Source organism: Ruegeria sp. BJ6 (assembly GCF_056537885.1).
Map to the genome: position 1 here is coordinate 1 of NZ_JBQFSG010000002.1, position 21,887 is coordinate 21,887.

The 21,887-nt window shown below is 57.5% G+C and carries 20 protein-coding genes; 11 read left to right on the plus strand and 9 right to left on the minus strand.

What is annotated here, in order from left to right; all coding sequences use genetic code 11:
* The first annotated feature begins 279 nt into the window (after positions 1–279).
* Entirely contained in the window at positions 280–1,041 is a 762-nt protein-coding gene (locus ACR0D6_RS05230) for an NAD kinase (protein WP_480450157.1), read from the plus strand.
* Between the two features lie 332 nt (positions 1,042–1,373).
* Here the strand turns inward: ACR0D6_RS05230 and ACR0D6_RS05235 are convergent, their stop codons facing one another.
* The 3 genes from ACR0D6_RS05235 to ACR0D6_RS05245 all read right to left on the minus strand — a co-directional run bounded on the left by ACR0D6_RS05235 (position 1,374) and on the right by ACR0D6_RS05245 (position 5,026).
* Entirely contained in the window at positions 1,374–2,807 is a 1,434-nt protein-coding gene (locus ACR0D6_RS05235; protein WP_480764742.1) for an amidase family protein, read from the minus strand.
* 89 nt (positions 2,808–2,896) lie between these two features.
* On the minus strand, positions 2,897–4,786 hold the full coding sequence (prpE, locus tag ACR0D6_RS05240; RefSeq protein WP_480764743.1) for a propionate-CoA ligase PrpE: 1,890 nt from the start codon (positions 4,784–4,786) through the stop codon (positions 2,897–2,899).
* Between the two features lie 117 nt (positions 4,787–4,903).
* The gene (locus ACR0D6_RS05245) at positions 4,904–5,026 is read right to left on the minus strand and encodes a hypothetical protein (RefSeq protein ID WP_480764744.1); all 123 of its coding nucleotides are present in this window, start codon (positions 5,024–5,026) and stop codon (positions 4,904–4,906) included.
* Between the two features lie 183 nt (positions 5,027–5,209).
* Between ACR0D6_RS05245 and ACR0D6_RS05250 the strand changes: the two genes are divergently transcribed.
* A complete protein-coding gene (locus ACR0D6_RS05250; RefSeq protein WP_480450154.1) occupies positions 5,210–5,563 on the plus strand; it encodes a hypothetical protein in 354 nt (117 codons plus the stop codon).
* A gap of 44 nt (positions 5,564–5,607) precedes the next feature.
* On the opposite strand, the gene ACR0D6_RS05255 is transcribed toward ACR0D6_RS05250, so the two are convergent.
* Positions 5,608–5,997: a GFA family protein gene (locus ACR0D6_RS05255; RefSeq protein ID WP_170651534.1), complete on the minus strand. Its 390-nt coding sequence runs from the start codon at positions 5,995–5,997 to the stop codon at positions 5,608–5,610.
* A gap of 45 nt (positions 5,998–6,042) precedes the next feature.
* Positions 6,043–8,316 (minus strand): NADP-dependent malic enzyme, encoded by a 2,274-nt coding sequence (locus ACR0D6_RS05260; RefSeq protein WP_170651535.1) that lies wholly within the window; start codon positions 8,314–8,316, stop codon positions 6,043–6,045.
* Positions 8,317–8,459: 143 nt separating this feature from the next.
* On the opposite strand from ACR0D6_RS05260, the gene ACR0D6_RS05265 reads away from it, so the two are divergent.
* From ACR0D6_RS05265 to upp, 6 genes are all read left to right on the plus strand, one after another.
* Positions 8,460–9,545, plus strand: a complete 1,086-nt coding sequence (locus tag ACR0D6_RS05265) for a cupin domain-containing protein (protein ID WP_480764745.1) — start codon at positions 8,460–8,462, stop codon at positions 9,543–9,545.
* Between the two features lie 105 nt (positions 9,546–9,650).
* Complete coding sequence (locus tag ACR0D6_RS05270; RefSeq protein ID WP_170651537.1) at positions 9,651–10,043, plus strand: cytidine deaminase; 393 nt, start codon at positions 9,651–9,653, stop codon at positions 10,041–10,043.
* A 4-nt stretch (positions 10,044–10,047) separates the two neighbouring features.
* Positions 10,048–11,355 (plus strand): thymidine phosphorylase, encoded by a 1,308-nt coding sequence (locus ACR0D6_RS05275; RefSeq protein ID WP_480764746.1) that lies wholly within the window; start codon positions 10,048–10,050, stop codon positions 11,353–11,355.
* Entirely contained in the window at positions 11,352–12,563 is a 1,212-nt protein-coding gene (locus tag ACR0D6_RS05280) for a phosphopentomutase (RefSeq protein ID WP_480764747.1), read from the plus strand. Before ACR0D6_RS05275 ends, ACR0D6_RS05280 begins: the two co-directional genes overlap by 4 nt.
* A complete protein-coding gene (locus ACR0D6_RS05285) occupies positions 12,560–13,546 on the plus strand; it encodes an adenosine deaminase (RefSeq protein WP_480764748.1) in 987 nt (328 codons plus the stop codon). Before ACR0D6_RS05280 ends, ACR0D6_RS05285 begins: the two co-directional genes overlap by 4 nt.
* A complete protein-coding gene (gene upp / locus ACR0D6_RS05290) occupies positions 13,543–14,175 on the plus strand; it encodes a uracil phosphoribosyltransferase (protein WP_170651541.1) in 633 nt (210 codons plus the stop codon). Before ACR0D6_RS05285 ends, upp begins: the two co-directional genes overlap by 4 nt.
* A gap of 24 nt (positions 14,176–14,199) precedes the next feature.
* On the opposite strand, the gene ACR0D6_RS05295 is transcribed toward upp, so the two are convergent.
* A complete protein-coding gene (locus ACR0D6_RS05295; RefSeq protein WP_480764749.1) occupies positions 14,200–15,213 on the minus strand; it encodes a hypothetical protein in 1,014 nt (337 codons plus the stop codon).
* Positions 15,214–15,366: 153 nt separating this feature from the next.
* On the opposite strand from ACR0D6_RS05295, the gene ACR0D6_RS05300 reads away from it, so the two are divergent.
* The 3 genes from ACR0D6_RS05300 (at position 15,367) to ACR0D6_RS05310 (ending at position 17,930) form a co-directional block, all read left to right on the plus strand.
* Complete coding sequence (locus tag ACR0D6_RS05300) at positions 15,367–16,302, plus strand: DMT family transporter (protein ID WP_480764750.1); 936 nt, start codon at positions 15,367–15,369, stop codon at positions 16,300–16,302.
* A 9-nt stretch (positions 16,303–16,311) separates the two neighbouring features.
* On the plus strand, positions 16,312–16,962 hold the full coding sequence (locus ACR0D6_RS05305; RefSeq protein ID WP_480764751.1) for a sulfotransferase family 2 domain-containing protein: 651 nt from the start codon (positions 16,312–16,314) through the stop codon (positions 16,960–16,962).
* Positions 16,963–17,243: 281 nt separating this feature from the next.
* Positions 17,244–17,930, plus strand: coding sequence for a Hint domain-containing protein (locus ACR0D6_RS05310; protein WP_480764752.1), 687 nt, complete (start codon positions 17,244–17,246; stop codon positions 17,928–17,930).
* 55 nt (positions 17,931–17,985) lie between these two features.
* Here ACR0D6_RS05310 and ACR0D6_RS05315 read toward each other — a convergent pair whose 3' ends face one another.
* From ACR0D6_RS05315 to ACR0D6_RS05325, 3 genes are read right to left on the minus strand one after another with little or no spacing between them, the layout of a single operon-like run.
* The gene (locus ACR0D6_RS05315; RefSeq protein WP_480764753.1) at positions 17,986–20,187 is read right to left on the minus strand and encodes a 3-hydroxyacyl-CoA dehydrogenase NAD-binding domain-containing protein; all 2,202 of its coding nucleotides are present in this window, start codon (positions 20,185–20,187) and stop codon (positions 17,986–17,988) included.
* On the minus strand, positions 20,180–20,668 hold the full coding sequence (locus tag ACR0D6_RS05320) for a cupin domain-containing protein (protein WP_480764754.1): 489 nt from the start codon (positions 20,666–20,668) through the stop codon (positions 20,180–20,182). Before ACR0D6_RS05320 ends, ACR0D6_RS05315 begins: the two co-directional genes overlap by 8 nt.
* Positions 20,668–21,879 carry an acetyl-CoA C-acetyltransferase gene (locus tag ACR0D6_RS05325; RefSeq protein WP_480450140.1) on the minus strand — a complete coding sequence of 404 codons (1,212 nt, stop codon included), beginning with the start codon at positions 21,877–21,879 and terminating at the stop codon, positions 20,668–20,670. The genes ACR0D6_RS05320 and ACR0D6_RS05325 overlap by 1 nt, the downstream gene beginning before the upstream one ends.
* Positions 21,880–21,887: the final 8 nt, after the last annotated feature.

Here is a 21,887-nt window from a genome sequence, read left to right on the forward strand (position 1 = left end):
GATCTCGTCGCGCTGGCGGCCAAGCTCAGACGTGATCGAACCGAAAAGCTCGGGGTCACGCTCCGAAAGAGACTGGGTAAAGAAACCGGTATCACGAAGATTGGCGTTCATGGGGGCTCCACATGGCTTGAGACTGTTTGGCGAATTTCCTATCGGAAACCGAGGGTCCGAGAAAGGCTGTAAAGCGACGAATTGGCCCGCAGTGGCGTCAACTCTGGCCTCTGGCGGAAAGGTATGTTTGTTTCGGAACCAAATGCGCAACACCGGAAACCGGAAAATATGAAAAAAAGAATCGCCTTTCTGGCCAGTGACGCCCAAGTCGCCCAATCGGCGCGCGAGATGCTTAAAAGCCGATACGGGAACGTCGCGCCCAGAGACGCCGATGTCATCGTGGCGCTGGGGGGTGATGGTTTCATGCTGCGGACGCTACACAGCACTCAGCATCTCAGAACGCCGGTCTATGGCATGAATCGGGGCACCATCGGCTTCCTGATGAACGAATATGATGACACCGATCTGCTGACACGCCTTTCCGAGGCCGAAGAGGAAATCATCAATCCGCTCGCCATGACCGCTATGGACCAGTCCGGGAAAATTCATGAGGCGCTGGCAATCAATGAGGTTTCGTTGCTGCGGGCCGGGCCGCAGGCGGCGCGGCTGAAAATATCGGTGGATGGTCGACTGCGGTTGGCTGAACTTGTCTGCGATGGCGCGTTGCTGTCTACGCCAGCTGGTTCGACAGCTTATAATTATTCAGCACATGGGCCGATATTGCCCATTGGATCTGATGTTCTAGCTTTGACCGCCATTGCCGCGTTCCGTCCGCGTCGTTGGCGGGGCGCACTGCTGCCCAAGACGGCGCATGTCCGGTTCGACGTCATGGAGGCAGACAAGCGCCCGGTGATGGCAGACGCAGATTCGATCTCGATTCCGGATATCGACTGGGTCGAGATTCGGTCCGAGCCAACTATCGAACATCGCATCCTTTTTGATCCGGGGCACGGTCTGGAAGAACGCCTGATTTCCGAGCAATTTACATAAACTTCACAATCTGAGCGGGATTTTCTTGTCCTTATGTGAACAAGATCACAGGCGGAACATTAAGTTTCGGATAATCTGAACTTGCCCGGAGATTACGTCCCGGTGGGAGTGAGTGGCCACCAAGCGACGTGTCAGATGATTGCGCAGTTTTCGCGCTGGCGAGGGTGGGTGGTACTACGCTCGTCATCACAATCCGGGAATATTTTAGAACGACAGGCCCCGGGTTGAGATCCCCGGGGTCTATTTTTTGAAAAGACTGTTAAGGATGTCCTGGCCGCTGCGCACAGGGGCCGGAACTGCTTTTCACATTGGACCAAACGCCTGTCCGGGCGCTAGCCGTCCATTTTTTTCCACAGCACTTCGGCCATTGACCCAACGCGGGCCTCGATTTCGATGGCTGCATCAACGGCCAGATCTTCACGCCACCGGCGCGCTGCCACCTGCACATTGATAGGTTGTGGGCCACTGGGAAGGTTTGCAAGACGGGCAGGAACGCAAGCGGCGGGCAGGCCGATAAAGTTCATCGCGTAGGAATAGACTGCACACCCCAGAACTTCATGAACACCTTCGACCCCTTCCGTGTCGCGGTCGGGTCTGAAAAACGGCTGCGGCAGGAACGGTGACAAAACCAGAGGGTAATCCTGCATGAACAGAGACCATTCGCGGGCATAGTGGCTGCGTCGGGCCAGCATTTCGATCAGTTCTGTTCCGACAATCGGTGGGAATTCCTGAAAATAGACCTCGAATATATCGCGGATGGTTTTCGATCCGGCCGCTTCAATATCCGACTGCATCAGGGTCAGAACTTCGCCCATCAAAGTGCGATAGCCTATGCGGCCACATTCGAAGACGTCGGGCGGCGAGACCTCTTCGACGTGATACCCGGCGTCAATAAGGGCGTCCCGAGCCGTATCCAGTGCCTTATCAACCTCGGGGTGCAACTCATACCCGAAGGTGTTCTTTGTGAAGGCCACCTTTATTGGCTGATCCAGTGCCGGGCCCCGCCAGGGAATGGGCGCATGAAAAGGGTCACGCGTATCTGGTGCGATCAGACTGGGCATGGATAGATGCAGGTCCGCTGCCCGTCGGGTGATCAGGCCCTGAACTGACATGGATTGCGCGAGCAAGCCTCGTTCGGCCTTTTGGCTTGGGTTCCACGCCGGTACGCGGCCCAGACCGGGTTTCACGGTGACCGCGCCGTTGGCCGCTGCCGGAAATCTCAAGCTGCCGCCAATGTCGTTTCCATGTGCGAGCGCGCCGATACCGGCCATGACTGCAGCACCCGCCCCACCCGATGAGCCACCCGGCGAGATGTGGCGCCCCCATGGGTTATGCGTTCGGCCATGAAGCGGATTGTCCGTGTCAGCGCGAAAGGAAAACTCTGGTGTGTTTGTTCGCCCGATCACAACGGCGCCTGCCATTTGTAGGTTGTTGACGACCGGGGCGTCATCCGGCGCGATCACGTCTTTTAGGGCTACTACGCCATTGGTTGTGGCATGCCCCTTTTGATCCACGTTGACTTTGATCGTAACGGGGATGCCGTGCAGAGGCCCCGGACTGGCACCTTGAGCGCGGGCGATGTCCAGATTCCGGGCACGCTCAAGGGCTTCGCTACTCAGGTCCTCGACAACCGCGTTCAGGTCGGGATTCACCCTGTTCATGCGGTTGATCGAGCTTTGGACCGCAGCTTCGGCGCTCAGGTCGCCGTTTCGTGTTAGCTTGCTCAGTTCCGTGGCGCTCAAGCGCCAAGTCTCATTTTGTGCCATGTGCCCTCCCTCTGAGGGCACAGTAGGTCGTGAGGGTCAAGTTGCAAGCGTATTGCGATGCCGGGGTGGTGTTTGACACCCCGGCGGCATCACTGTGCGTATCCAATCGTCTGCAAGGCGGATTTGATTTCGTTCAGAATGACCGGATCGTCGATTGTGGCAGGCATCTTGTAGTCCTTGCCATCCGCAATCGATACCATGGTCCCGCGCAGGATCTTGCCCGAGCGGGTTTTGGGAAGCCGATCTATGACAACGGCCTGTTTGAATGCCGCAACCGGGCCGATTTTTTCCCGTACCATCCTGACCACATCTTGTACTACGTCGCCGTGGGCGCGCTCTGACCCGGAATTCAGGCACAGAAACCCGACGGGCATTTGCCCCTTCAACTGATCTGTGACGCCGATCACGGCGCATTCTGCAACGTCTGGGTGCGCGGCCAGTACTTCTTCCATGGCGCCTGTAGACAAACGGTGCCCTGCAACGTTGATGACGTCATCCGTGCGCGCCATGATGTACAGGTATCCGTCCTCATCAATCATGCCAGCATCACCGGTTTCATAATATCCGGGGAAGTGTTCCAGATAGGATTTTTTGAACCGGTCTTCGGCATTCCACAGGGTTGGCAAAGTGCCTGGGGGCAGGGGCAGTTTGACCGCGATCGCACCCAGTTCACCGGGTTTCATCGGATGGCCGCCTTCGTCCAGAATCTGAACGTCATAGCCGGGCATAGGTTTCGCTGGCGAGCCCAGTTTGACGGGCAGTTCTTCAATCCCCAGCGGGTTGCCGGCAATGGTCCAGCCAGTTTCCGTTTGCCACCAATGGTCGATTACAGGAACCTTCAGGGCATCCTGCGCCCATTCAATCGTATCGGGATCAGCGCGTTCACCTGCCAGATACAATGCGTTGAGGCAGGACAGGTCGTACGATTTCAGCAACTCTCCCTTCGGGTCTTCGCGCTTGACGGCACGGATCGCGGTCGGGGCAGTGAAAAAGCTTTTGACGTTGTGTTCGGAAATCACCCGCCAAAAAGTTCCGGCATCAGGGGTGCCGACCGGCTTGCCCTCGAACACGATTGTCGTGTTGCCGTGGATCAGCGGTGCATAGCAGATATAGGAATGGCCGACGACCCAACCCACATCCGACGCTGCCCAGAAGACGTCACCCGGATCGACGTTGTAGATGTTCTTCATCGTCCAGTTCAGCGCCACAAGGTGGCCTGCAGTCGGGCGCACAACGCCTTTGGGTGCGCCAGTCGTGCCCGAGGTATAGAGGATATACGCCGGATCATTACCGGCGACGGGCACACATTCGGCGGGTTCGACACCGTACTGAAACCCATGCCAGTTGAAATCCCGGCCTTCGACCAGTTGCGCCACTTCCTGTTCGCGCTGGAAAATTACGCAGAAGTCCGGCTTGTGGCTGGCCATGTCGATTGCGCCATCCAGCAGAGGTTTATAATGCACCACGCGGCCCGGCTCCATCCCGCAGGAGGCGGCGATGATGGCCTTTGGTTTGGCGTCATCAATGCGCACAGCCAGTTCGTTGCTGGCAAAACCGCCGAACACAACGGAATGCACTGCGCCAAGACGCGCACAGGCCAGCATCGCCTCCAGCGCCTCGGGAATCATCGGCATGTAAATAATGACGCGATCACCTTTTTCGACACCCTTCGCGCGCAAGGCACCGGCCAGATTTGCCACGCGATTTCGCAGTTCGACATACGAGATTTCGCGTTTTGTATGCGTAATCGGACTGTCATAGATGATGGCCGCCTGTTCACCGCGCCCATTCTCGACATGACGGTCAACCGCATTCCAGCAGGTGTTTACCCTGGCGTCGCAGAACCATTCATAGAGCGGGGCGTTCTCGTCAAAAAGCGCTTTGGTCGGCGCTTTTACCCAATCGATCCCCTTGGCTGCTTCCAGCCAGAATGCTTCGGGGTCGTTCTCCCAGCTCTGATAAACGTCCTGATATGCCATTGCGTCCTCCTCCCACTCAGCTTGCGGAATGTGTTAGGCATACTGAATGTATCGGGCAAGCGGCAGAAATGACGGCGCGTCAGTTTATCGCAAAAAATTTGCAATGATCACGTAAATTCAGCTGCAAATTTTTGCAAACTTCTGTTTTTTGGCGAAAATGACCGCAAATTTTCCATATTCTGAATAGTTGCAAATTTTTTTCTGCAAAGCCAGCCAACCCGCTGCCTCAATATTGCCCATCCTATTCGTCAAAATGCCAAAGTGGCTAGTTCGCGAAAGCGTTCGATTTACATTGTTACGCGGCGTCAGATTCTCGGATTTCCATTTTTTGCTGCCCTCCAAATCCTTATATCAGCTTCGCCAAGGCAGGAGAGATCATCTTGAATACCGAGGCATAGTTCCAAAATTTCAAGGATTACCGCTATGAAAAAGCTTATGCTTGTCGCTTTTCTTGGTCTTTCTGCTTGTGCCCAATACCCAATGCAAAAACCTCTGGCAGTTGATGGCACGCGGAACGCTAATTTTGGCCTCGATGAAACAGAGTGCCGAGCATTGGCTGCGAATTACCACCCAGGCAAGCAAGGCGCGGACATTGCCTATGGCGCGGTTAGCGGAGCTGTCACGGGGTGGTCCTTGGGTGAAAGAGAGGACGTTGTAACAGGCGCCTTGGGCGGGGCGATTGTTGGAGCCGCGAGAGGCCAATACAATGATGAACTGATCCGGCGGCAAGTATTGGTGAACTGCATGCAGGGTCGAGGACACAAGGTGATCGGCTGATAACTCCAGCCACGCACTCACGGACATCGAAGGCCACAGGGTTTTTACCCTGTGGTTTTCGCGTAGCGTGGTAATCTGTCCTGAATGTTCAGCCAATGCAGATGGTCGGAGTGGAAAACGTGAAACTTTGGCGGCAGATCGTCCGGGTTTTCCAGGGTCGCCGTATAAAGGTGGATGTTCACTGGGTCCCGTTCGGTTCGATAGGCCATCTGCGTTCCGCAGGTACTGCAAAACAGGCGCTCCACGCCTTGCGACGAGTTATAGACGCTTGGTGTCTGGCCAAGCCACCTGACCGAGTCATGCGGTAAACCCAAAAAGGCGGTAACTGGTGATGCGCAGTTCCGGCGGCAGTCGGCGCAGTGGCAATAGCAACTCCAGGCCGTTTCGCCATCGCTTTCCCAGCGCACCGCTTTGCAGTGGCAATGCCCTTTCATTTCTGACCTCCCTGAACAGGCGGCCGTCCATCGGGGCCGCCGCCGTCAACCGTAATGTGCGACAGGCGTTCCGGCAATGGCGGCCATGTTCAACAGTCCGCGCGCCGTGATGGAAGGCGTGACGATGTGCGCCTTGTTGCCCATGCCCATCAGGATTGGGCCAACCTCGATCCCGTCAGCTTTCATCTTGAGAATATTGCGAACACCGCTTGCTGCATCGGCATGGGCAAAGATCAGCACGTTGGCCGCCCCTTCAAGCCGGGAATTCGGGAAAATCCGTTGCCGCAGTTCAGGGTCAAGCGCGACGTCCAGATTCATTTCGCCTTCATAGGTGAAATCGCGCGGTTTGCTGTCGAGAATTTCAATTGCTTCCCGCAGTCGCTTTCCCGAACCCTCAGCCTGGTTTCCGAATTGAGATTGCGAGCAAAAGGCGATTTTGGGTTCCAGGCCGAAACGGCGTACATGGCGCGCCGCTCCCAGTGTAATTTCGGCCAGTTCTTCCGGGTTTGGCAACTGCCGGACATGTGTATCTGCGATGAACAGTGGGCCATCCTCGAGGATCATAAGAGAAAGGGCGCCATGCGGGCGCAGATCGCCATGGTTGAGAACCTGCTCGACATAATTCAGATGCCAGCGATATTCTCCGAACGTGCCGCAAATCATGCTGTCGGCTTCGCCCCGTTGTACCATGATCGCGCCAATGGCTGTTGAATTCGTACGCATAATCGCCTTGGCCAGATCGGGTGTCACACCACGGCGTTCCATGATCTGGTGATACGAATTCCAATAGTCATAGTAGCGCGGATCGTGTTCCGGGTTCACAATCTGGAAGTCCTGACCGGGGCGAACCACAAGGCCAAGCCGCTCGCAACGGGATTCGATCACTTCGGGACGGCCAATCAGAATTGGGGTTTCTGTGGTTTCTTCGAGGATCGCCTGGGCGGCCCGCAGCACACGCTCGTCTTCGCCTTCGGCAAATACAATCCTGCGCGACGCGACTGCGGCGGCCTCGAAAACGGGACGCATCAAAAGGGCGGATTTGAAGACCGTCTGATTGAGACGTTCCTTGTAGGCTTCCAGATCGTCGATGGGCCGTTTGGCCACGCCGCTTTCCATCGCAGCCCTCGCAACTGACGAGGAGACAACGCCGACAAGACGCGGATCAAAAGGCTTGGGGATCAGGTAATCCGGCCCGAATGTCAGTTGTTCACCCTTATATGCGGCGGCTGCTTCGGCGCTTGTGGTTGCGCGGGCCATATCCGCGATTCCATCCACGCAGGCGATTTGCATCTCATCATTGATCTCGGTCGCGCCGACGTCCAAAGCACCCCGGAAGATGAACGGAAAGCACAGTACATTGTTGACCTGATTGGGAAAATCACTGCGGCCAGTTGCGATAATTGCATTCGGGGCCACTTCGCGGGCAGCTTGCGGTAGGATCTCCGGGGTCGGATTGGCCAACGCAAAGATGATCGGCCTGTCCGCCATTTTCTCGACCATCTCGGGCTTCAGGACATTCGGTCCTGACAGGCCCAGAAACAGATCGGCGTCCCCAATTACATCGTCCAGTGTCCGCAGATCGGATTTTTGCGCAAACTGGTCCTTGTGCGGGTTCATATCCTCGGCCCGTCCTTCGTAGACAAGACCATGAATGTCGCAAAGCCAGATGTTCTCTCGTTTGACACCAAGCTTGACCAGCATGCTGAGGCAGGCAATGCCAGCCGCACCGCCACCCGTGGAAACGACCTTGATATCCTCGAACGACTTCCCGGCCACGTGCAGCGCGTTCTTGGCCGCAGCGCCCACAACGATCGCCGTGCCGTGCTGATCATCGTGAAAGACCGGAATGTTCATCCGCTCACGGCACAGCTTTTCCACGATGAAACAGTCAGGAGCTTTGATATCCTCAAGATTGATCGCCCCGAATGTGGGCTCCAGTGAGCAGACGATATCCGCCAACTTCTCCGGGTCGGGCTCGTTCACTTCAATGTCGAAACAGTCGATACCGGCGAACTTCTTGAACAGAACCGCCTTGCCCTCCATGACGGGCTTGGATGCCAAGGCACCGATATTGCCCAGCCCCAGAACGGCGGTGCCGTTCGAAACAACCGCAACCAGATTGCCCCGCGCGGTATAGCGTTCGGCGTTGGTGGGGTTTTCCTTGATCTCAAGGCTGGCCTCGGCCACCCCCGGCGAATAGGCCCGCGCCAGATCGCGTCCGTTCGCCATCGGCTTGGTCGCCTTGATCTCGAGTTTGCCCGGTTTTGGAAATGCGTGATATTCAAGGGCCGCCTGGCGTAAACTTGGGGTGTCTGACATCTTGCAAGCTCCTTGTGGGATTTAGTTTAGTGCTAAACTAAATTTGACGTTGGGGGAACAGGGGAATTCAGGCCACAGGGTCGCAGGCGGCTTCTTGCAAATCTCGGGACCTGCGGCCAATCTCCGCCACAGAGGAGATTTGCATGACCGACACCATAGGCGAAATCCGTTTGCCAACCAATGAGCTGCGTGATGACATCCCGTTCTTTACAAAGGTGCTGGGGATGAGGATGGACATGATCTATCCCGCTGACGATCCGCGTGTAGCCGTTTTCTCCGGACATGGTTTGCGTCTGAGGATCGAGAAGGACGCACCCGAGACACCCGGTACCATCCGAATTCTGACTGAAGACCCGGATAGCTTTGCGGATGGCACCCGCAGCATGGTTGCACCAAATGGAACGCGAGTTGAAATCGAAGAGCGTAATCCGCCGATGGTTATGCCGGACACAGTTCATTCGTTCGTTGTGAGGCGGCTCAAGGATCAGGCGCCTTGGATTATCGGCAGGGCAGGGATGCACTATCGCGATCTGGTGCCGTCGCGTCTGGGGGGCTCGATCATTGCCAGCCATATCCGCATTCCCGATGGCGGGCCGGTTCCGGATATGGTCCACTTTCATAAGGTCGGTTTTCAATTGATCTTTTGCATTCACGGCTGGGTGGACGTGGTTTACGAAGATCAGGGAGATAAGATGCGCCTGACGGCCGGAGACTGCTTTATCCAGCCGCCGGAGATCCGGCATCGTGTTCTGGAGGCATCGGATAACGTGCAGGTGATCGAAATCGGTGTCCCTGCCGAGCATGTGACCGAAATCGACCACGACATGGATTTGCCGACGCCACACTATCGTCCTGACCGGGAATGGCAGGGTCAGCGCTTTGTCTACAATCAGGCCAGAGACGCGGAATGGGTACCGTTCCGCCTACCTGGATATATCTGCAGGGATACGACCATCGCGGAAAACACCAAAGGTGTTGCCGGGGTGCAGGTTATCCGCAAGGGAGACGGCGATCCTGAATGGGCAAGCCATGACGCCGACATACACTTTACGTTCGTGATGAATGGTGAGGTCACGCTTGAAGGCGAGGGGCGTGATTCATTTCGGCTGGAACAGGGTGATGCCTTTGTCATACCGCCTGGAATGCGAACCCGCCTTGGCGATCCGTCCGATGACGTCGAATTGCTGGAGATCACATTGCCGGGCACGTTCCAAACGATTTTGAACTAGGCTGAAAGCTGCGACGGAAAACGCGGTTCAGGGGCTTCAATTCCCAAGGTGCTTTCATTTAGGTTAGGGCATTCTGACCAGATGATCAAAAATTGGGGAATCGCCATGCAGCTCAAAGATGCCGCCCTGAAAGTCCGTGAAAATGCCCACGCACCCTATTCTAACTTCAAGGTGGGCGCGGCGATCCGTTCCGGTTCAGGGGCGGTCTTTTCGGGGTGCAACGTGGAAAACGTGGCTTACCCCGAAGGTACATGCGCCGAGGCCGGCGCGATTGCCGCAATGGTTGCCGCCGGTGAAAAAGAACTGACCGAGGTCTATGTCGTGGCAGACAGCCCGGTCCCGGTGACGCCCTGTGGTGGTTGTCGGCAGAAACTTGCGGAGTTCGGTAAGGGTGATGTGGTTGTAACAATGGCGACCGTAAAAGGGGCTGAGGCCACGTTGACTATTTCTCAGCTCCTCCCGGGTGCCTTCGACGCTGCACAGATGGCGGAGTCCTGAATCGATGGATGCCCGTTCGATCATCTCGAAACTGCGCCGCCACGAAGTTCCCGGTCAGGAAGAACTGATTTGGTTCGCGCAGGGGCTGGCTGACGGCAGCGTCAGCGATGCACAGGCCGGAGCCTTTGCCATGGCCGTCTGCATGGGCGGGCTTGGGGCCGAGGGGCGTGCCGCACTGACCGTGGCCATGCGGGACAGTGGGGACGTGTTGCACTGGGATCTGGATGGTCCGGTGATCGACAAACATTCGACAGGTGGGGTCGGCGACTGCGTGTCTCTGGTGTTGGCACCTGCGCTTGCGGAATGCGGAGCTTATGTCCCGATGATTTCGGGGCGGGGGCTGGGCCACACGGGCGGGACGCTGGACAAGCTTGAGGCGATCCCCGGGGTGACGACACAGATCGGTCAGGATCGGCTGGTCCAGATACTGCGGGAAACCGGCGCGGCGATTGTCGGGGCAACGGCGCAGATCGCGCCTGCGGATAAGCGGCTTTACGCAATTCGGGACGTGACTGCGACCGTCGAGAGCCTGGATCTGATCACCGCCTCGATCCTGTCCAAGAAACTGGCGGCCAGCCCGGATGCGCTGGTGCTGGACGTCAAGGTCGGTAGCGGCGCATTCATGAAAACGCCCGAGGACGCGCGCAAACTGGCAGTAGCCCTGTCGGAAACGGCAAATGCGGCAGGGTGCCGGACATCGGCTTTGATCACGGATATGAATCAGCCTCTGGCGTCTTCGCTGGGAAACGCCTTGGAAATCACTGAGGTTATGAAGGTGATGACCGGCGGACACGAAACTCCGCTTTCCAAGATATCCGCCGAACTGGGCGGTGTACTGCTGGCGGATGCGGGGATGACAGCGAACGCTCAGGAAGGTCGCGACAGGATCAGGGATGTGATCCGGGACGGGCGCGCTGCTGAGCGGTTCGGGCGGATGATGGCGGCAGTTGGCGGCCCGGTCCAATTCGTTGACACTTGGTCCCGTTTTTTGCCCGAAGCCAACGTCATACAGGAAGTAACCGCGCCCAATGACGGGTATGTCACTGCAATTGATGGCGAGGCGCTGGGACTTGCCGTGGTCGCCCTTGGCGGCGGACGTCAGGTCGAAAGCGATGTGATTGACCCGGCTGTCGGCCTCTCGAATATCGTTCGGCTGGGGGACAAAGTGTCAAAAGGCACCCCGATTGCCGTGGTTCATGCAGGGCGCGAGGATGCAGCGCGGCATGCTGCGCAGGCGGTGCTGCGCGCGATCCAGATTGGCCCTGATGCGGTTGTCACGCCCGAACTCGTCCACGAAAGGATTTCAACGTGACGCGCGCATTTGTGGTGGTGATGGATTCAGTTGGCATCGGCGGTGCGTCGGATGCTGGTCGGTTTTTCAATGGCGACGTGCCGGATACTGGCGCCAACACGGTAGCACATATCGCGCAGGCTTGTGCCGAAGGTCGGGCAGAGGAAGGCCGCTCGGGACCGTTGCAGTTGCCGAACCTGACCGCTTTGGGATTGGGGGCGGCGGTTCGGTTGGCCTCTGGCGATCAAACACCCGGGCTGGGAACAGCTCCCAATGGTCTTTGGGGGTGCGCACGGGAACATTCGCCGGGCAAGGACACACCTTCAGGGCATTGGGAACTGGCCGGATTGCCGGTGCCGTGGGACTGGCACTATTTCCCGGACACGGTTCCGGCTTTCCCCGAGGAGCTCGGACGGGCAGCGGCAGAGCTTGCGGGTACAGACGGCGTTCTTGGCAATTGCCACGCTTCCGGCACCTCGATCATAGCTGATCTGGGCGCTGAGCACATGCGAACGGGCTGGCCCATTTGCTACACGTCGGCAGACAGTGTTTTCCAGATCGCCGCACACGAAGAGACCTTTGGCCTCGAACGTTTGCTGGATTTGTGCAAAGCGCTCGCCCCCCGACTGCATCAGATGAAAGTAGGCCGGGTCATTGCGCGGCCATTTGTCGGATCGCCCGAAAAGGGTTTCACGCGCACGACCAATCGCAAGGATTTTGCCATCCTGCCGCCCGCGCCGGTTCTGACGAATTGGGTGCAGGATGCCGGACGGCGCGTCCATGCGGTGGGAAAGATTGGCGACATATTCTCGATGCAGGGGATCGACACATTGCGCAAGGGCTCGGACGCAGAACTCATGCATCACTTGTCCGACCTTGTGGACACGGCGGAAGAGGGCAGTCTGACCTTCGCTAACTTCGTGGAATTCGACAGTCTGTTTGGGCACCGACGTGACATCAGTGGATATGCCCGCGCGCTTGAATGGTTTGACCGTGAAATCGGTACGATCTTGCGGAAGCTGCGGCCGGGCGACCTGCTGCTGCTGACAGCGGATCATGGCAATGACCCTTCCTGGACAGGTACGGATCACACGCGCGAACAGGTTCCGGTACTGATTGCCGGGCAGGGTAGTGGCGAGATCGGACAGATTGATTTTGCAGATGTCGCCGCAAGTGTCGCGCAGCATTTGGGCGTTCCGTCTCAGGGGCCGGGAAGGAGTTTTCTGTGAACGTCGCCGATTTACCCAAGGTCGAACTGCACCTGCACCACGAAGGGGCTGCGCCACCGGCATTCATCCGGCAGTTGGCGCACGAAAAGCGCATTGACCTGAGCGGGATATTCAAAGCCGACGGCACTTATGATTTCCGGGACTTTGCCCATTTTCTAAGTGTATATGAGGCCGCGTGCGAGGTTCTGAACTCTCCCGAGGATTTCCGAAGGCTGACCCTTGCCATTCTGGAAGAAAGTGCGGCGAACGGGGTGGTTTATTCCGAGACCTTTCTCAGCCCCGATTTTTGTGGTGGTGGTGACGTCCACGCCTGGCGCGATTATCTGAATGCGGTCAGGGATGCGGCGGACGAGGCCGAGCGAAAGTTTGATATCACGCTGCGCGGTGTCGTGACCTGCGTTCGGCATTTCGGACCAGACAAGGCGAAACACAGCGCGATCTGCGCGGCGGAAACGGCGGGGGATTGGATCACCGGTTTTGGTATGGGCGGCAACGAAGCCGTTGGGCGTCAGGGCGATTTTGACTGGGCGTTTGATTGCGCGCGCGAGGCAGGTTTGCGCCTGACCACCCATGCAGGCGAATTTGGTGGTCCCGAAAGTGTACGCGAAGCGGTCCGCGATCTGCGGGTCGAGCGCATCGGTCATGGCGTTCGCGCCATCGAAGACCCGGATCTGGTCCATGAATTGGCAGATCGGGAAATAACGCTGGAAGTTTGCCCCGGATCAAACGTCGTGCTGGGACTTTTTCCTGACTTCGCATCGCACCCGATTGCCCGGTTGCGCGAGGGCGGGGTCAAGGTCACGGTATCGACCGATGATCCGCCGTTTTTCCATACCACCATGCGCCGTGAATATGAGATGCTGAACAAGGCGTTCGGCTGGGGCGTTGAAGATTTCGCCGCGCTCAATGATACGGCCTTGAATGCGGCATTTTGCGATGAGGAAACCCGTGCGCGGGTCAAGAAAAGACTGGAGAAGACATGAGCGAACATCTGACCGTCGTCGATCACCCACTGGTGCAACACAAGCTGACGCTTATGCGAGACAAAGGCACGTCGACCGCATCGTTTCGCCAGCTTCTGCGTGAAATTACGCTGTTGCTGGCCTATGAGGTTACGCGTGAGATGCAATTGACAACGCGTCACATCGAAACCCCGATGGAAGAAATGGACGCGCCGATCCTCGCAGGTAAGAAACTGGCTTTGGTCTCGATTCTGCGCGCCGGAAACGGGATGCTGGACGGGGTTCTTGAACTGGTGCCTTCAGCTCGCGTGGGTTTTGTCGGCCTGTATCGTGACGAGGAAACGCTTGAGCCGGTTCAGTATTATTTCAAGGCTCCCGAAGGGTTGAAGGATCGTCTGGTCATCGCCGTTGATCCGATGCTTGCCACTGGCAACAGCTCAGCGGCTGCTATTGATTTGCTGAAAAAAGCCGGCGCGACCGATATCCGGTTCCTCTGCCTGTTGGCTGCGCCCGAAGGTGTCGCACGTATGAAAGAAGCGCATCCAGATGTAAAAATCGTAACCGCAGCGTTGGATCGCGAACTGAACTCCAAAGGTTACATTATGCCGGGGCTGGGGGATGCAGGCGACCGGATGTTCGGAACAAAGTAACGGGCAGGGCATCTGCCTCCCGGATTATTCGATGCAAATATTCTGCAGTCGGACCCAATCGCGGTCCGGCAGCACCTGTTCCAACGAACGGCCCGCCATCGGATCAGCCTCGATCAGGCCCAGTACGGTTTCTCCGGTAATGTCTCTGGCGTAGGCGTAGGGCGTCGAGGGCATTGCCGTTTGCGCAAAAACGGCAAGCAGCTCACTTTCGGGAATTTCAGGCCTAGGTTCGTTCAGGATTTTTTCGCTGTACCGATCGACAATGTCCGGTGTCAGCTCACCGGTGGTCAGCAGCCGGAACGCGGCGGTTGGTCCGGCACGATCCAGCAACTCGTTCAAGGGGTCGGAATTCTGAGAACGCGCGCGTTCGGCGATGACATAACCTGCGGCCACTGCGGGGTCTTCGTGATCTTCAACCAAAGCCCTGTTTAAAAGGACGATACCGCCGGGCAGGGCGAGGCTGTCCGTAACCCCTGCTGGCAAAATGACGATTTTGCGGATGCCGGTCCTTTGTGCCAGACGTTCCAGCGGAAGCTGCGCATCCTCGGAATGGCACGCACGCCCGGCGACCCGCTCAATCCGCTGCAGGATCATGTCACCGATGTCCTGCCTCTTGATTTCAGGCACGACCGAAACGACGTGGCTTTGCAGCGCTGCGGGCAACCACAGGATCATCACCGCAACCACTGCCGCAACAACACCAGCCACGCTGAGCCAACGCAAACGCCCGGGATGTGGGCGGGCCCGGTCGATGGCGCGTTGCAGCCGGTCGATAGCCTCGATCATCATGGTCTCGGATTGCTGCAGCTCCAGCGTTTCTCCGGGATCGCCGTCAGGATTGAAAACGGCCGGGTACTCTCCGGGGTTTTGTCGTTCAATTGCAGCCAGCGACCAGTGTGTCAGCGCCTTGTCGTTAAAATCCGATATGGTCAGAGTGGCCTCGCCAATCGAAATGACAACCTCGCGCCGCTGTTCCTCGGGCGATGGTCTCCACAGACCGGTGGCTTCGATCCGTTCGTACTGTGTCAGTGCCGTCATTCGGGTGAAATATGCTCGTTATTATTTATCGGCAGCTTAGCATGCCAAAATCGTGTGGGGCAAACTTGTTGCACGAAGAGCTAAAAATGTGGTCGATGGCATTTAGGGTATTTGAATGCCGGTTGGCTGTTGATGAACCCGGTAGGAGTGTGAATGCAGGCATCAGATCATTCTTCACCTGTCCTGGCCTCGGTGCTGATGGTGGGCGCCATGGCAATCATCGGTGTCATCGACAACTTTGTTGTGCGCGTGGCAGAAACCCTTGGCCTGTGGCAGTTTCATTTTTCCCGCGCGTTACTGATGCTGCCCCTGATCGGGTTGCTGTCACTGATCGGTCTTGGCGGTTTGCGCCCGCAACGCCTTGGGTTTGTAGTACTCAGAAGCGTGTTGATTGCCACGGCGATGCTGTTTTACTTCAGCGCGCTGGCGCTCATGCCGATTGCGCAGGCGCTGGCTGGCCTGTTCACTTCTCCAATCTTTGTTCTTTTGATTTCTGCGCTGGCGATGAAACAGAAAATCGGACCTTGGCGAATAGGCGCGGTCATGGTCGGGTTCATCGGAATTCTCTGCGTTTTGCAGCCCGACCCGAACGCATTCGATGTAAAAACTCTGATCCCGGTCGCTGGCGGATTTTTCTATGCGCTCAGCGCCATTATCACGCGCAGTCACTGCGCAGAGGAAAGCACTGTATCGCTGTTATGCGGAATGGTTTTGGCGCTAGGCCTGTCCGGTGCTGCCGGCCTTGTTCTGTTTTCCGTCTTTCCGGTTGAAACACCTGATGGTCCGGCCGGATTTGTTACGCGCGGTTGGGTTTGGCCAATTGAAGCGGCCGCCCCGTGGATCGCTATTCAGGCTGTGGGATCGACGCTTGCCGTTTTCATGCTGATCAAAGCCTATCAGTTGGGAGAGCCCTCTTATGTCGCGGTCTTTGAGTATTCTGTCATGATCTTCGGGCCGGTTTTTGCGTGGGTATCGCTTGGGCAAACGTTGGGTACGTTGCAGATTGCAGGCATTGGACTGATTGCATCCGCAGGCGGGATACTTGCTTGGCGGTCGGGCCGGGTGGCGACCGAGGTTCAGCCTGGATAGACGATTGCAATGATCATCTCGACCGGCCGTAGATATGTTTTTGTTCACATCCCCAAAACTGGCGGAACATCGCTTGCGCAGGCGTTGGAGCAAAGGGCGATGAAGGACGACATACTGCTGGGCGATACACCCAAGGCCCGAAAGCGTCGAAAGCGCGCAAAGGCGCTTTCATCACAAGGACGGTTGTGGAAACACTCGACCCTGCGCGATATCGAGGGGGTGATCCCACCCGATCAGTTGTCAGACCTTTTTTCGTTCACGTTGGTACGCAACCCGTGGGACCGGATCGTCAGCTATTACCATTGGCTAAGAGTACAGAAGTTCGACCACCCGGCGGTTTTATTATCTCAGAGATTGGATTTTCAGTCGTTTGTTCTGCACCCGTCGACCATGGCCTCCTTCCGGAAAAGTCCGGCAAGCGCTTACATGCGTCGAACCGCAGGGACTGAACAGTGTGATCTTTTTATCCGGATCGAGCACTTTCGCGAAGACGTCACTCCTTTGATCGATCATCTGGGTTTCTCAATTGAACTGCCGCATCTGAACCGATCCACGCGGGCGGCGGATTTCCGGCAGTATTATCGATCAGCAACCGCCGAGGCAGTCGCTGACGCCTGTTCGGAAGATATTCGAAGATTCGGATATCAGTTTAGCCAATAACGTGTGGCATGTTTCTCGGGTAAGGTGAATTTCTGTAAAATTAGTGGCTTTGTTTCCTGATTTGCCGGAAATCGCTCAATCAGGGCGGGAAATGGACGTAAATGTGTCGAAAATAAGTCGGGCGCGCCACCGGCTGTGCTACCCAGTTTGGACAAAGGTTGTGTGCCAACAAGGGGGTAAGGCACGTGTTAGAGTTAAAGGGTATATCTGGTTATCCAATTTTATTGGAAGATGATGAGCAGGCAGTTTCAGAGACCTGTGCATCAAGTTGCGGCGCGGGTTTGCTGCACGGAACCAAAGTCGCGACAGTACGGGGGTGGAAACCGGTCGAGGGTCTGGTGGCCGGTGATCTGGTCAGGACACTGGATCAGGGGTTTCAGCAGGTGCTGAGTGTAAATCACGAAGAGATGTTTCTGCCGACCGAAGGGTTGCTGGCCAGGCATCTGCCAGTCCATGTTCCCGCAAACACGGTTTATAACGGGCGTTCAGTTTGGTTGTTGCCGGACCAGAACATGCTGGTCGACACCCGCGGAACAGGAAGTGAGTGTGAAAGCCGTCATGCCGCTGTTCCTGCCCGAAATTTGAATGGTTTCCACGGCATGAAATCACATTACCCGGGGCAGCATCTGAAGGTCGCAACGCTGCTATTCGCCCGGGAGGAAGTGATTTTTATCGAAGGTGGCATGCTTGCACACTGCCGCTCAATCAGCCCGGGCTTGCGGGTGAGGCGGGCTAAGATTTCAGAGAAATATCCGGTTCTGGACGGTGAAGACGCCGCAGAGCTGGTAAACAAGATTGCGCAAATGGGCGATACCTCTGCCCTTGCAAACCAGTTGGGCGTCCTGCCAGCGCCCATAACGCAGGATCCGGTTTTTCCGTTGCGGCCAGTTGGTGGTGTCCGTCGTCCTCATCGACCCGGAAGGCCCAAACTGTTGCCGTTGTTCCTGCGGTCTGAATGGCAGATCTAACCAAGCACTAAAAGAAAGATGCAGGCGCCCGTTTTTGGGCGCCTGCATCACTATTTCAGGCGGCTTTGGCTTCGGGGTTAAACCGGCCGTAAAAGCTCTGGTACTTCTCCGCCATTTCCCGCAACAGAGGCGGGCAGGCAAAACGCTCGCCATATTTTTCGGCCAATTGATCACAGCGCTCTGCCGCGTAGGGTGTGCCGATAATGTCCAGCCAGCTGAGTGGGCCACCGGACCATGGTGCAAAGCCCCAGGCCAGGATCGCACCTACGTCGCCTTCGCGGATGTCTTCCAGCACGCCTTCTTCCAGCGCGCGCACCGCCTCCAGCACCTGGGCGAACATCAGACGTTCCTGAACCTCGATCAGGTCGGGCTGTTCCTCGGCCAGCGGATACTTTTCCTGCAGGCCTTTCCAGTATTCGACGCGTTTGCCCTTTTCGTCATAGTCGAAAAAGCCCGCGTTCGCCTTGCGGCCCAGACGGCCTTGTTCCTCCATCCAGAAGATCAGATCGTCTGCCGCGCTTGCAGGATATGCATTCCCCATCGCGGCCTTGGTCGCACGGGCGATCTTGGCGCCCAGATCAATCGAGGTTTCGTCGGTCAGTTGGATCGGACCCACAGGGAAACCCAGTTGCCGCGCCGCATTGTCGATGAGGGCAGGCGTCACACCTTCGGTGATCATCCGCGCGCCTTCGTTGACATAAGGAATGATGCAACGGTTGCAGTAAAAGAAGCGTGCGTCGTTGACCACGATCGGCGTTTTGCGGATCTGGCGCACGTAGTCCAGAGCTTTGGCGACCGCACGATCCCCGGTTTCTTTGCCCTTGATGATCTCGACCAGGAACATCTTTTCGACGGGCGAGAAGAAGTGGATGCCGATGAACTGATCCGGCCGCTCCGAGGCTTTGGCCAGATCGGTGATCGGCAGAGTCGAGGTGTTCGAGGCAAAGATGCAATCCTCTGGGATGATCGCCTCGACCTTTTTGGTCATCTCGGCCTTGACGCCAACGTCTTCAAAAACGGCTTCGATGATCAGGTCACAACCCTTCAGGTGATCCAGATCCGGGGTCGCGGTGATGCGGGCCAGCATCGCCTCTTTCTTCTCAACCGTGGTCTTGCCGCGCTTGATACCCTTGTCCAGATGGGCCTCGGTATAGGCTTTGCCCTTGTCGGCGGCGGCCTGATCGCGGTCGATTAGAACCACTTCCATCCCCGCCTGTGCGGATACGAGTGCAATACCTGCACCCATCATACCCGCGCCCAGAACGCCGATTTTCTTGACCGACTGATCCGGCACGCCTTGCGGGCGTACAGCGCCTTTCTCCAGTGCTTCCTTGTTCAGGAATAGCGAGCGGATCATTGCACCCGAAGACGGATTCATCAGGACTGAGGTGAACCAGCGTGCCTCAATCTTCAGGGCAGTGTCGAAATCGACCAGAGCGCCTTCGTACACCGCGCTCAGCAGAGCCTTGGCGGCAGGAAACGCCCCTTGGGTCTTGCCATTCACCATTGCCGAAGCACCAACGAAGTTCATGAAGCCTGCAGGATGGTAGGGCGCACCGCCGGGCATCTTATAGCCCTTCGCATCCCAAGGTTTGACCAGATCGGCATCCTTGGCGTTCAGCACCCATTCCTTGGCTGCAGCCATCGGGTCGGCGGCAATCTCGTCAATGTAGCCTGCGCCTTTCGCCTTTTTGACGTCCAGCATTTTGCCTTCCAACAGCAGTGGAGCCGCCGCAATGGCGCCGACTTTGCGGACCATCCGAGTGGTGCCGCCTGCGCCGGGGAAGATGCCGACCATGATCTCGGGCAGGCCGTATTTGGCCTTGGGGTTCTCGGCGGCAAAAATGCGATGAGTTGACAGTGGCAACTCCATACCGATGCCAGCGGCAGTGCCGGGCAGGACGGTCGCAATCGGTTTGCCACCCTTTTTGGTCTTGGGGTCCATGCCTGCCAGTTCGATCTTGCGCAGCAGGGCGTGCATCTGCATCGTACCCTCGAACAGACCCTTGGCCGGGTCGTCGCCCGCCTGCTCCTTCATCACCGCCAGCAGGTTCAGGTCCATGCCGCCCGCGAACGATCCTTCCTTGCCTGACGTGACAACGATGCCTTTGATCTCGTCATCGGCAAGCGCTTGATCGATACAGTCGTTGAGTTGCTGGAGTCCTTCGAAGGACATCACGTTCATTGTTTTGCCGGGAACGTCCCAGGTGATGATCCCAACGCCATCTGTGTCTTTGGTCAGAGTGAAATCAGTCATTGTCATCTCCAATCTGGTCAGCCGTCAGCGGGCTGCCGTCCTTGCGGGTGAAGCGAAAATCTTGGCCTTCAAACTTCACCATCATGTCTATGTCGCTGTAATAGCCGGTCTCGGTCGGGGTCCGTGTGCCCACCACCAGAAAGGTCGCGGGCGCATCGGTCTTGTTCACAAGGTGATGGCCATTGGCCTCACCCGCGGGCCAGGCGGCGCAATCGCCGGGCTGCATCTCATGTTCACCCTCTTCGTCGACTAGCGTGCAGGTGCCGCTGAGGACAATCGCGAACTCGTCCTGCTCCATATGGTAATGGCGGAGCGAGGACAGCCCGCCCGGGTCCAATCGCACAATATTGACACCGTACTGGGTCAACCCGCCTGCGTCGCCCACACCTTGGACAAAGCGGCCGTCACCAGCCCGGGCCAGCTTACCGGGGTAGCCCGAGCCGCTCCGAACGGGGATTTGTGAAAGATCCAGCTTGGGCATCAGACGCGTTCGATAATTGTGGCTGCACCCATCCCGGATGCAATGCAGAGCGTCGCCAGACCGGTTTCCTTGTCCTGACGCTCCAACTCATCCAGCAGCGTGCCGATGATCATTGCGCCGGTCGCGCCCAGCGGGTGACCCATTGCGATGGAACCGCCATTGACGTTAACCAGTGCCGGATCGACGTCAAACGCCTGCTGGAACCGCAGAACGACCGAGGCGAAGGCTTCGTTCACTTCGAACAGGTCCAGATCGCTGATCTTCATGCCATTGTCGGCCAGAATCTTCTCGGTCACCGGAACCGGGCCGGTCAGCATGATGGTCGGATCGGTACCAATCTTGGCGGTCGCCTTGATGCGGGCGCGCGGCTTCAGGCCGTATTTCTCACCGAATTCCTTGTTGCCGATCAGTACAGCCGCCGCACCGTCCACGATGCCCGAGCTGTTGCCTGCATGGTGGATGTGATTTACGCGCTCAAGATGCGGGTATTTCAGCATCGCCACCTTGTCGAAGCCCGGCATTTGCTCACCCATCATAGCGAATGAGGGGTTCAGCGCGCCGAGGCTCTGCATGTCCGTGCCGGGCCGCATGTATTCGTCGCGGTCCAGAATGGTCAGGCCGTTTTGATCCTTGACGGTGATGACCGACTTTTCGAACCGATTGTCGGCCCATGCTTCTGCCGCACGTTTTTGCGATTCAACTGCCAGCGCGTCTGCTTCGTCGCGGCTAAAGCCATACTCGGTGGCGATGATGTCGGCAGAGATGCCCTGAGGCACGAAGTAAGTGTCCATCGCCAACGAGGGGTCAACGGCGATCGCCGCGCCATCGCTACCCATGGCCACGCGGCCCATCATCTCGACACCACCGGCGATGTAGGCGTCGCCTGCGCCGCCCTTGACCTGGTTTGCTGCCAGATTGACGGCTTCCATTCCGCTCGCGCAAAAACGGTTGATGGCCAGGCCGGGGATCGACTGATCCAAATCCGAAGCGAGCACCGCCGAGCGCGCCAGACAGCCGCCCTGTTCCATCACTTGTGTGACGTTGCCCCAGATCACATCCTCAACGGCGTGGCCTTCCAGATTGTTCCGCTCTTTCATCGCGTTCAGGGTCAGGGCGGACAGGCGCACCGAGGTCACCTCGTGCAGGCTGCCATCCTTGCGGCCCTTGCCGCGCGGGGTGCGCAGGGCGTCATAGATATATGCTTCGGTCATGGGTCTTC

What these genes read in the sequence shown, in the direction of transcription:
- ACR0D6_RS05230 (WP_480450157.1), top strand. Translation starts at nt 280, where the DNA reads ATGAAAAAAAGAATCGCCTTTCTGGCCAGTGACGCCCAAGTCGCCCAA.
- ACR0D6_RS05235 (WP_480764742.1), bottom strand. Translation starts at nt 2,807, where the DNA reads ATGGCACAAAATGAGACTTGGCGCTTGAGCGCCACGGAACTGAGCAAG.
- prpE (WP_480764743.1), bottom strand. Translation starts at nt 4,786, where the DNA reads ATGGCATATCAGGACGTTTATCAGAGCTGGGAGAACGACCCCGAAGCA.
- ACR0D6_RS05245 (WP_480764744.1), bottom strand. Translation starts at nt 5,026, where the DNA reads ATGGGCAATATTGAGGCAGCGGGTTGGCTGGCTTTGCAGAAAAAAATT.
- ACR0D6_RS05250 (WP_480450154.1), top strand. Translation starts at nt 5,210, where the DNA reads ATGAAAAAGCTTATGCTTGTCGCTTTTCTTGGTCTTTCTGCTTGTGCC.
- ACR0D6_RS05255 (WP_170651534.1), bottom strand. Translation starts at nt 5,997, where the DNA reads ATGAAAGGGCATTGCCACTGCAAAGCGGTGCGCTGGGAAAGCGATGGC.
- ACR0D6_RS05260 (WP_170651535.1), bottom strand. Translation starts at nt 8,316, where the DNA reads ATGTCAGACACCCCAAGTTTACGCCAGGCGGCCCTTGAATATCACGCA.
- ACR0D6_RS05265 (WP_480764745.1), top strand. Translation starts at nt 8,460, where the DNA reads ATGACCGACACCATAGGCGAAATCCGTTTGCCAACCAATGAGCTGCGT.
- ACR0D6_RS05270 (WP_170651537.1), top strand. Translation starts at nt 9,651, where the DNA reads ATGCAGCTCAAAGATGCCGCCCTGAAAGTCCGTGAAAATGCCCACGCA.
- ACR0D6_RS05275 (WP_480764746.1), top strand. Translation starts at nt 10,048, where the DNA reads ATGGATGCCCGTTCGATCATCTCGAAACTGCGCCGCCACGAAGTTCCC.
- upp (WP_170651541.1), top strand. Translation starts at nt 13,543, where the DNA reads ATGAGCGAACATCTGACCGTCGTCGATCACCCACTGGTGCAACACAAG.
- ACR0D6_RS05295 (WP_480764749.1), bottom strand. Translation starts at nt 15,213, where the DNA reads ATGACGGCACTGACACAGTACGAACGGATCGAAGCCACCGGTCTGTGG.
- ACR0D6_RS05300 (WP_480764750.1), top strand. Translation starts at nt 15,367, where the DNA reads ATGCAGGCATCAGATCATTCTTCACCTGTCCTGGCCTCGGTGCTGATG.
- ACR0D6_RS05305 (WP_480764751.1), top strand. Translation starts at nt 16,312, where the DNA reads ATGATCATCTCGACCGGCCGTAGATATGTTTTTGTTCACATCCCCAAA.
- ACR0D6_RS05315 (WP_480764753.1), bottom strand. Translation starts at nt 20,187, where the DNA reads ATGACTGATTTCACTCTGACCAAAGACACAGATGGCGTTGGGATCATC.
- ACR0D6_RS05320 (WP_480764754.1), bottom strand. Translation starts at nt 20,668, where the DNA reads ATGCCCAAGCTGGATCTTTCACAAATCCCCGTTCGGAGCGGCTCGGGC.
- ACR0D6_RS05325 (WP_480450140.1), bottom strand. Translation starts at nt 21,879, where the DNA reads ATGACCGAAGCATATATCTATGACGCCCTGCGCACCCCGCGCGGCAAG.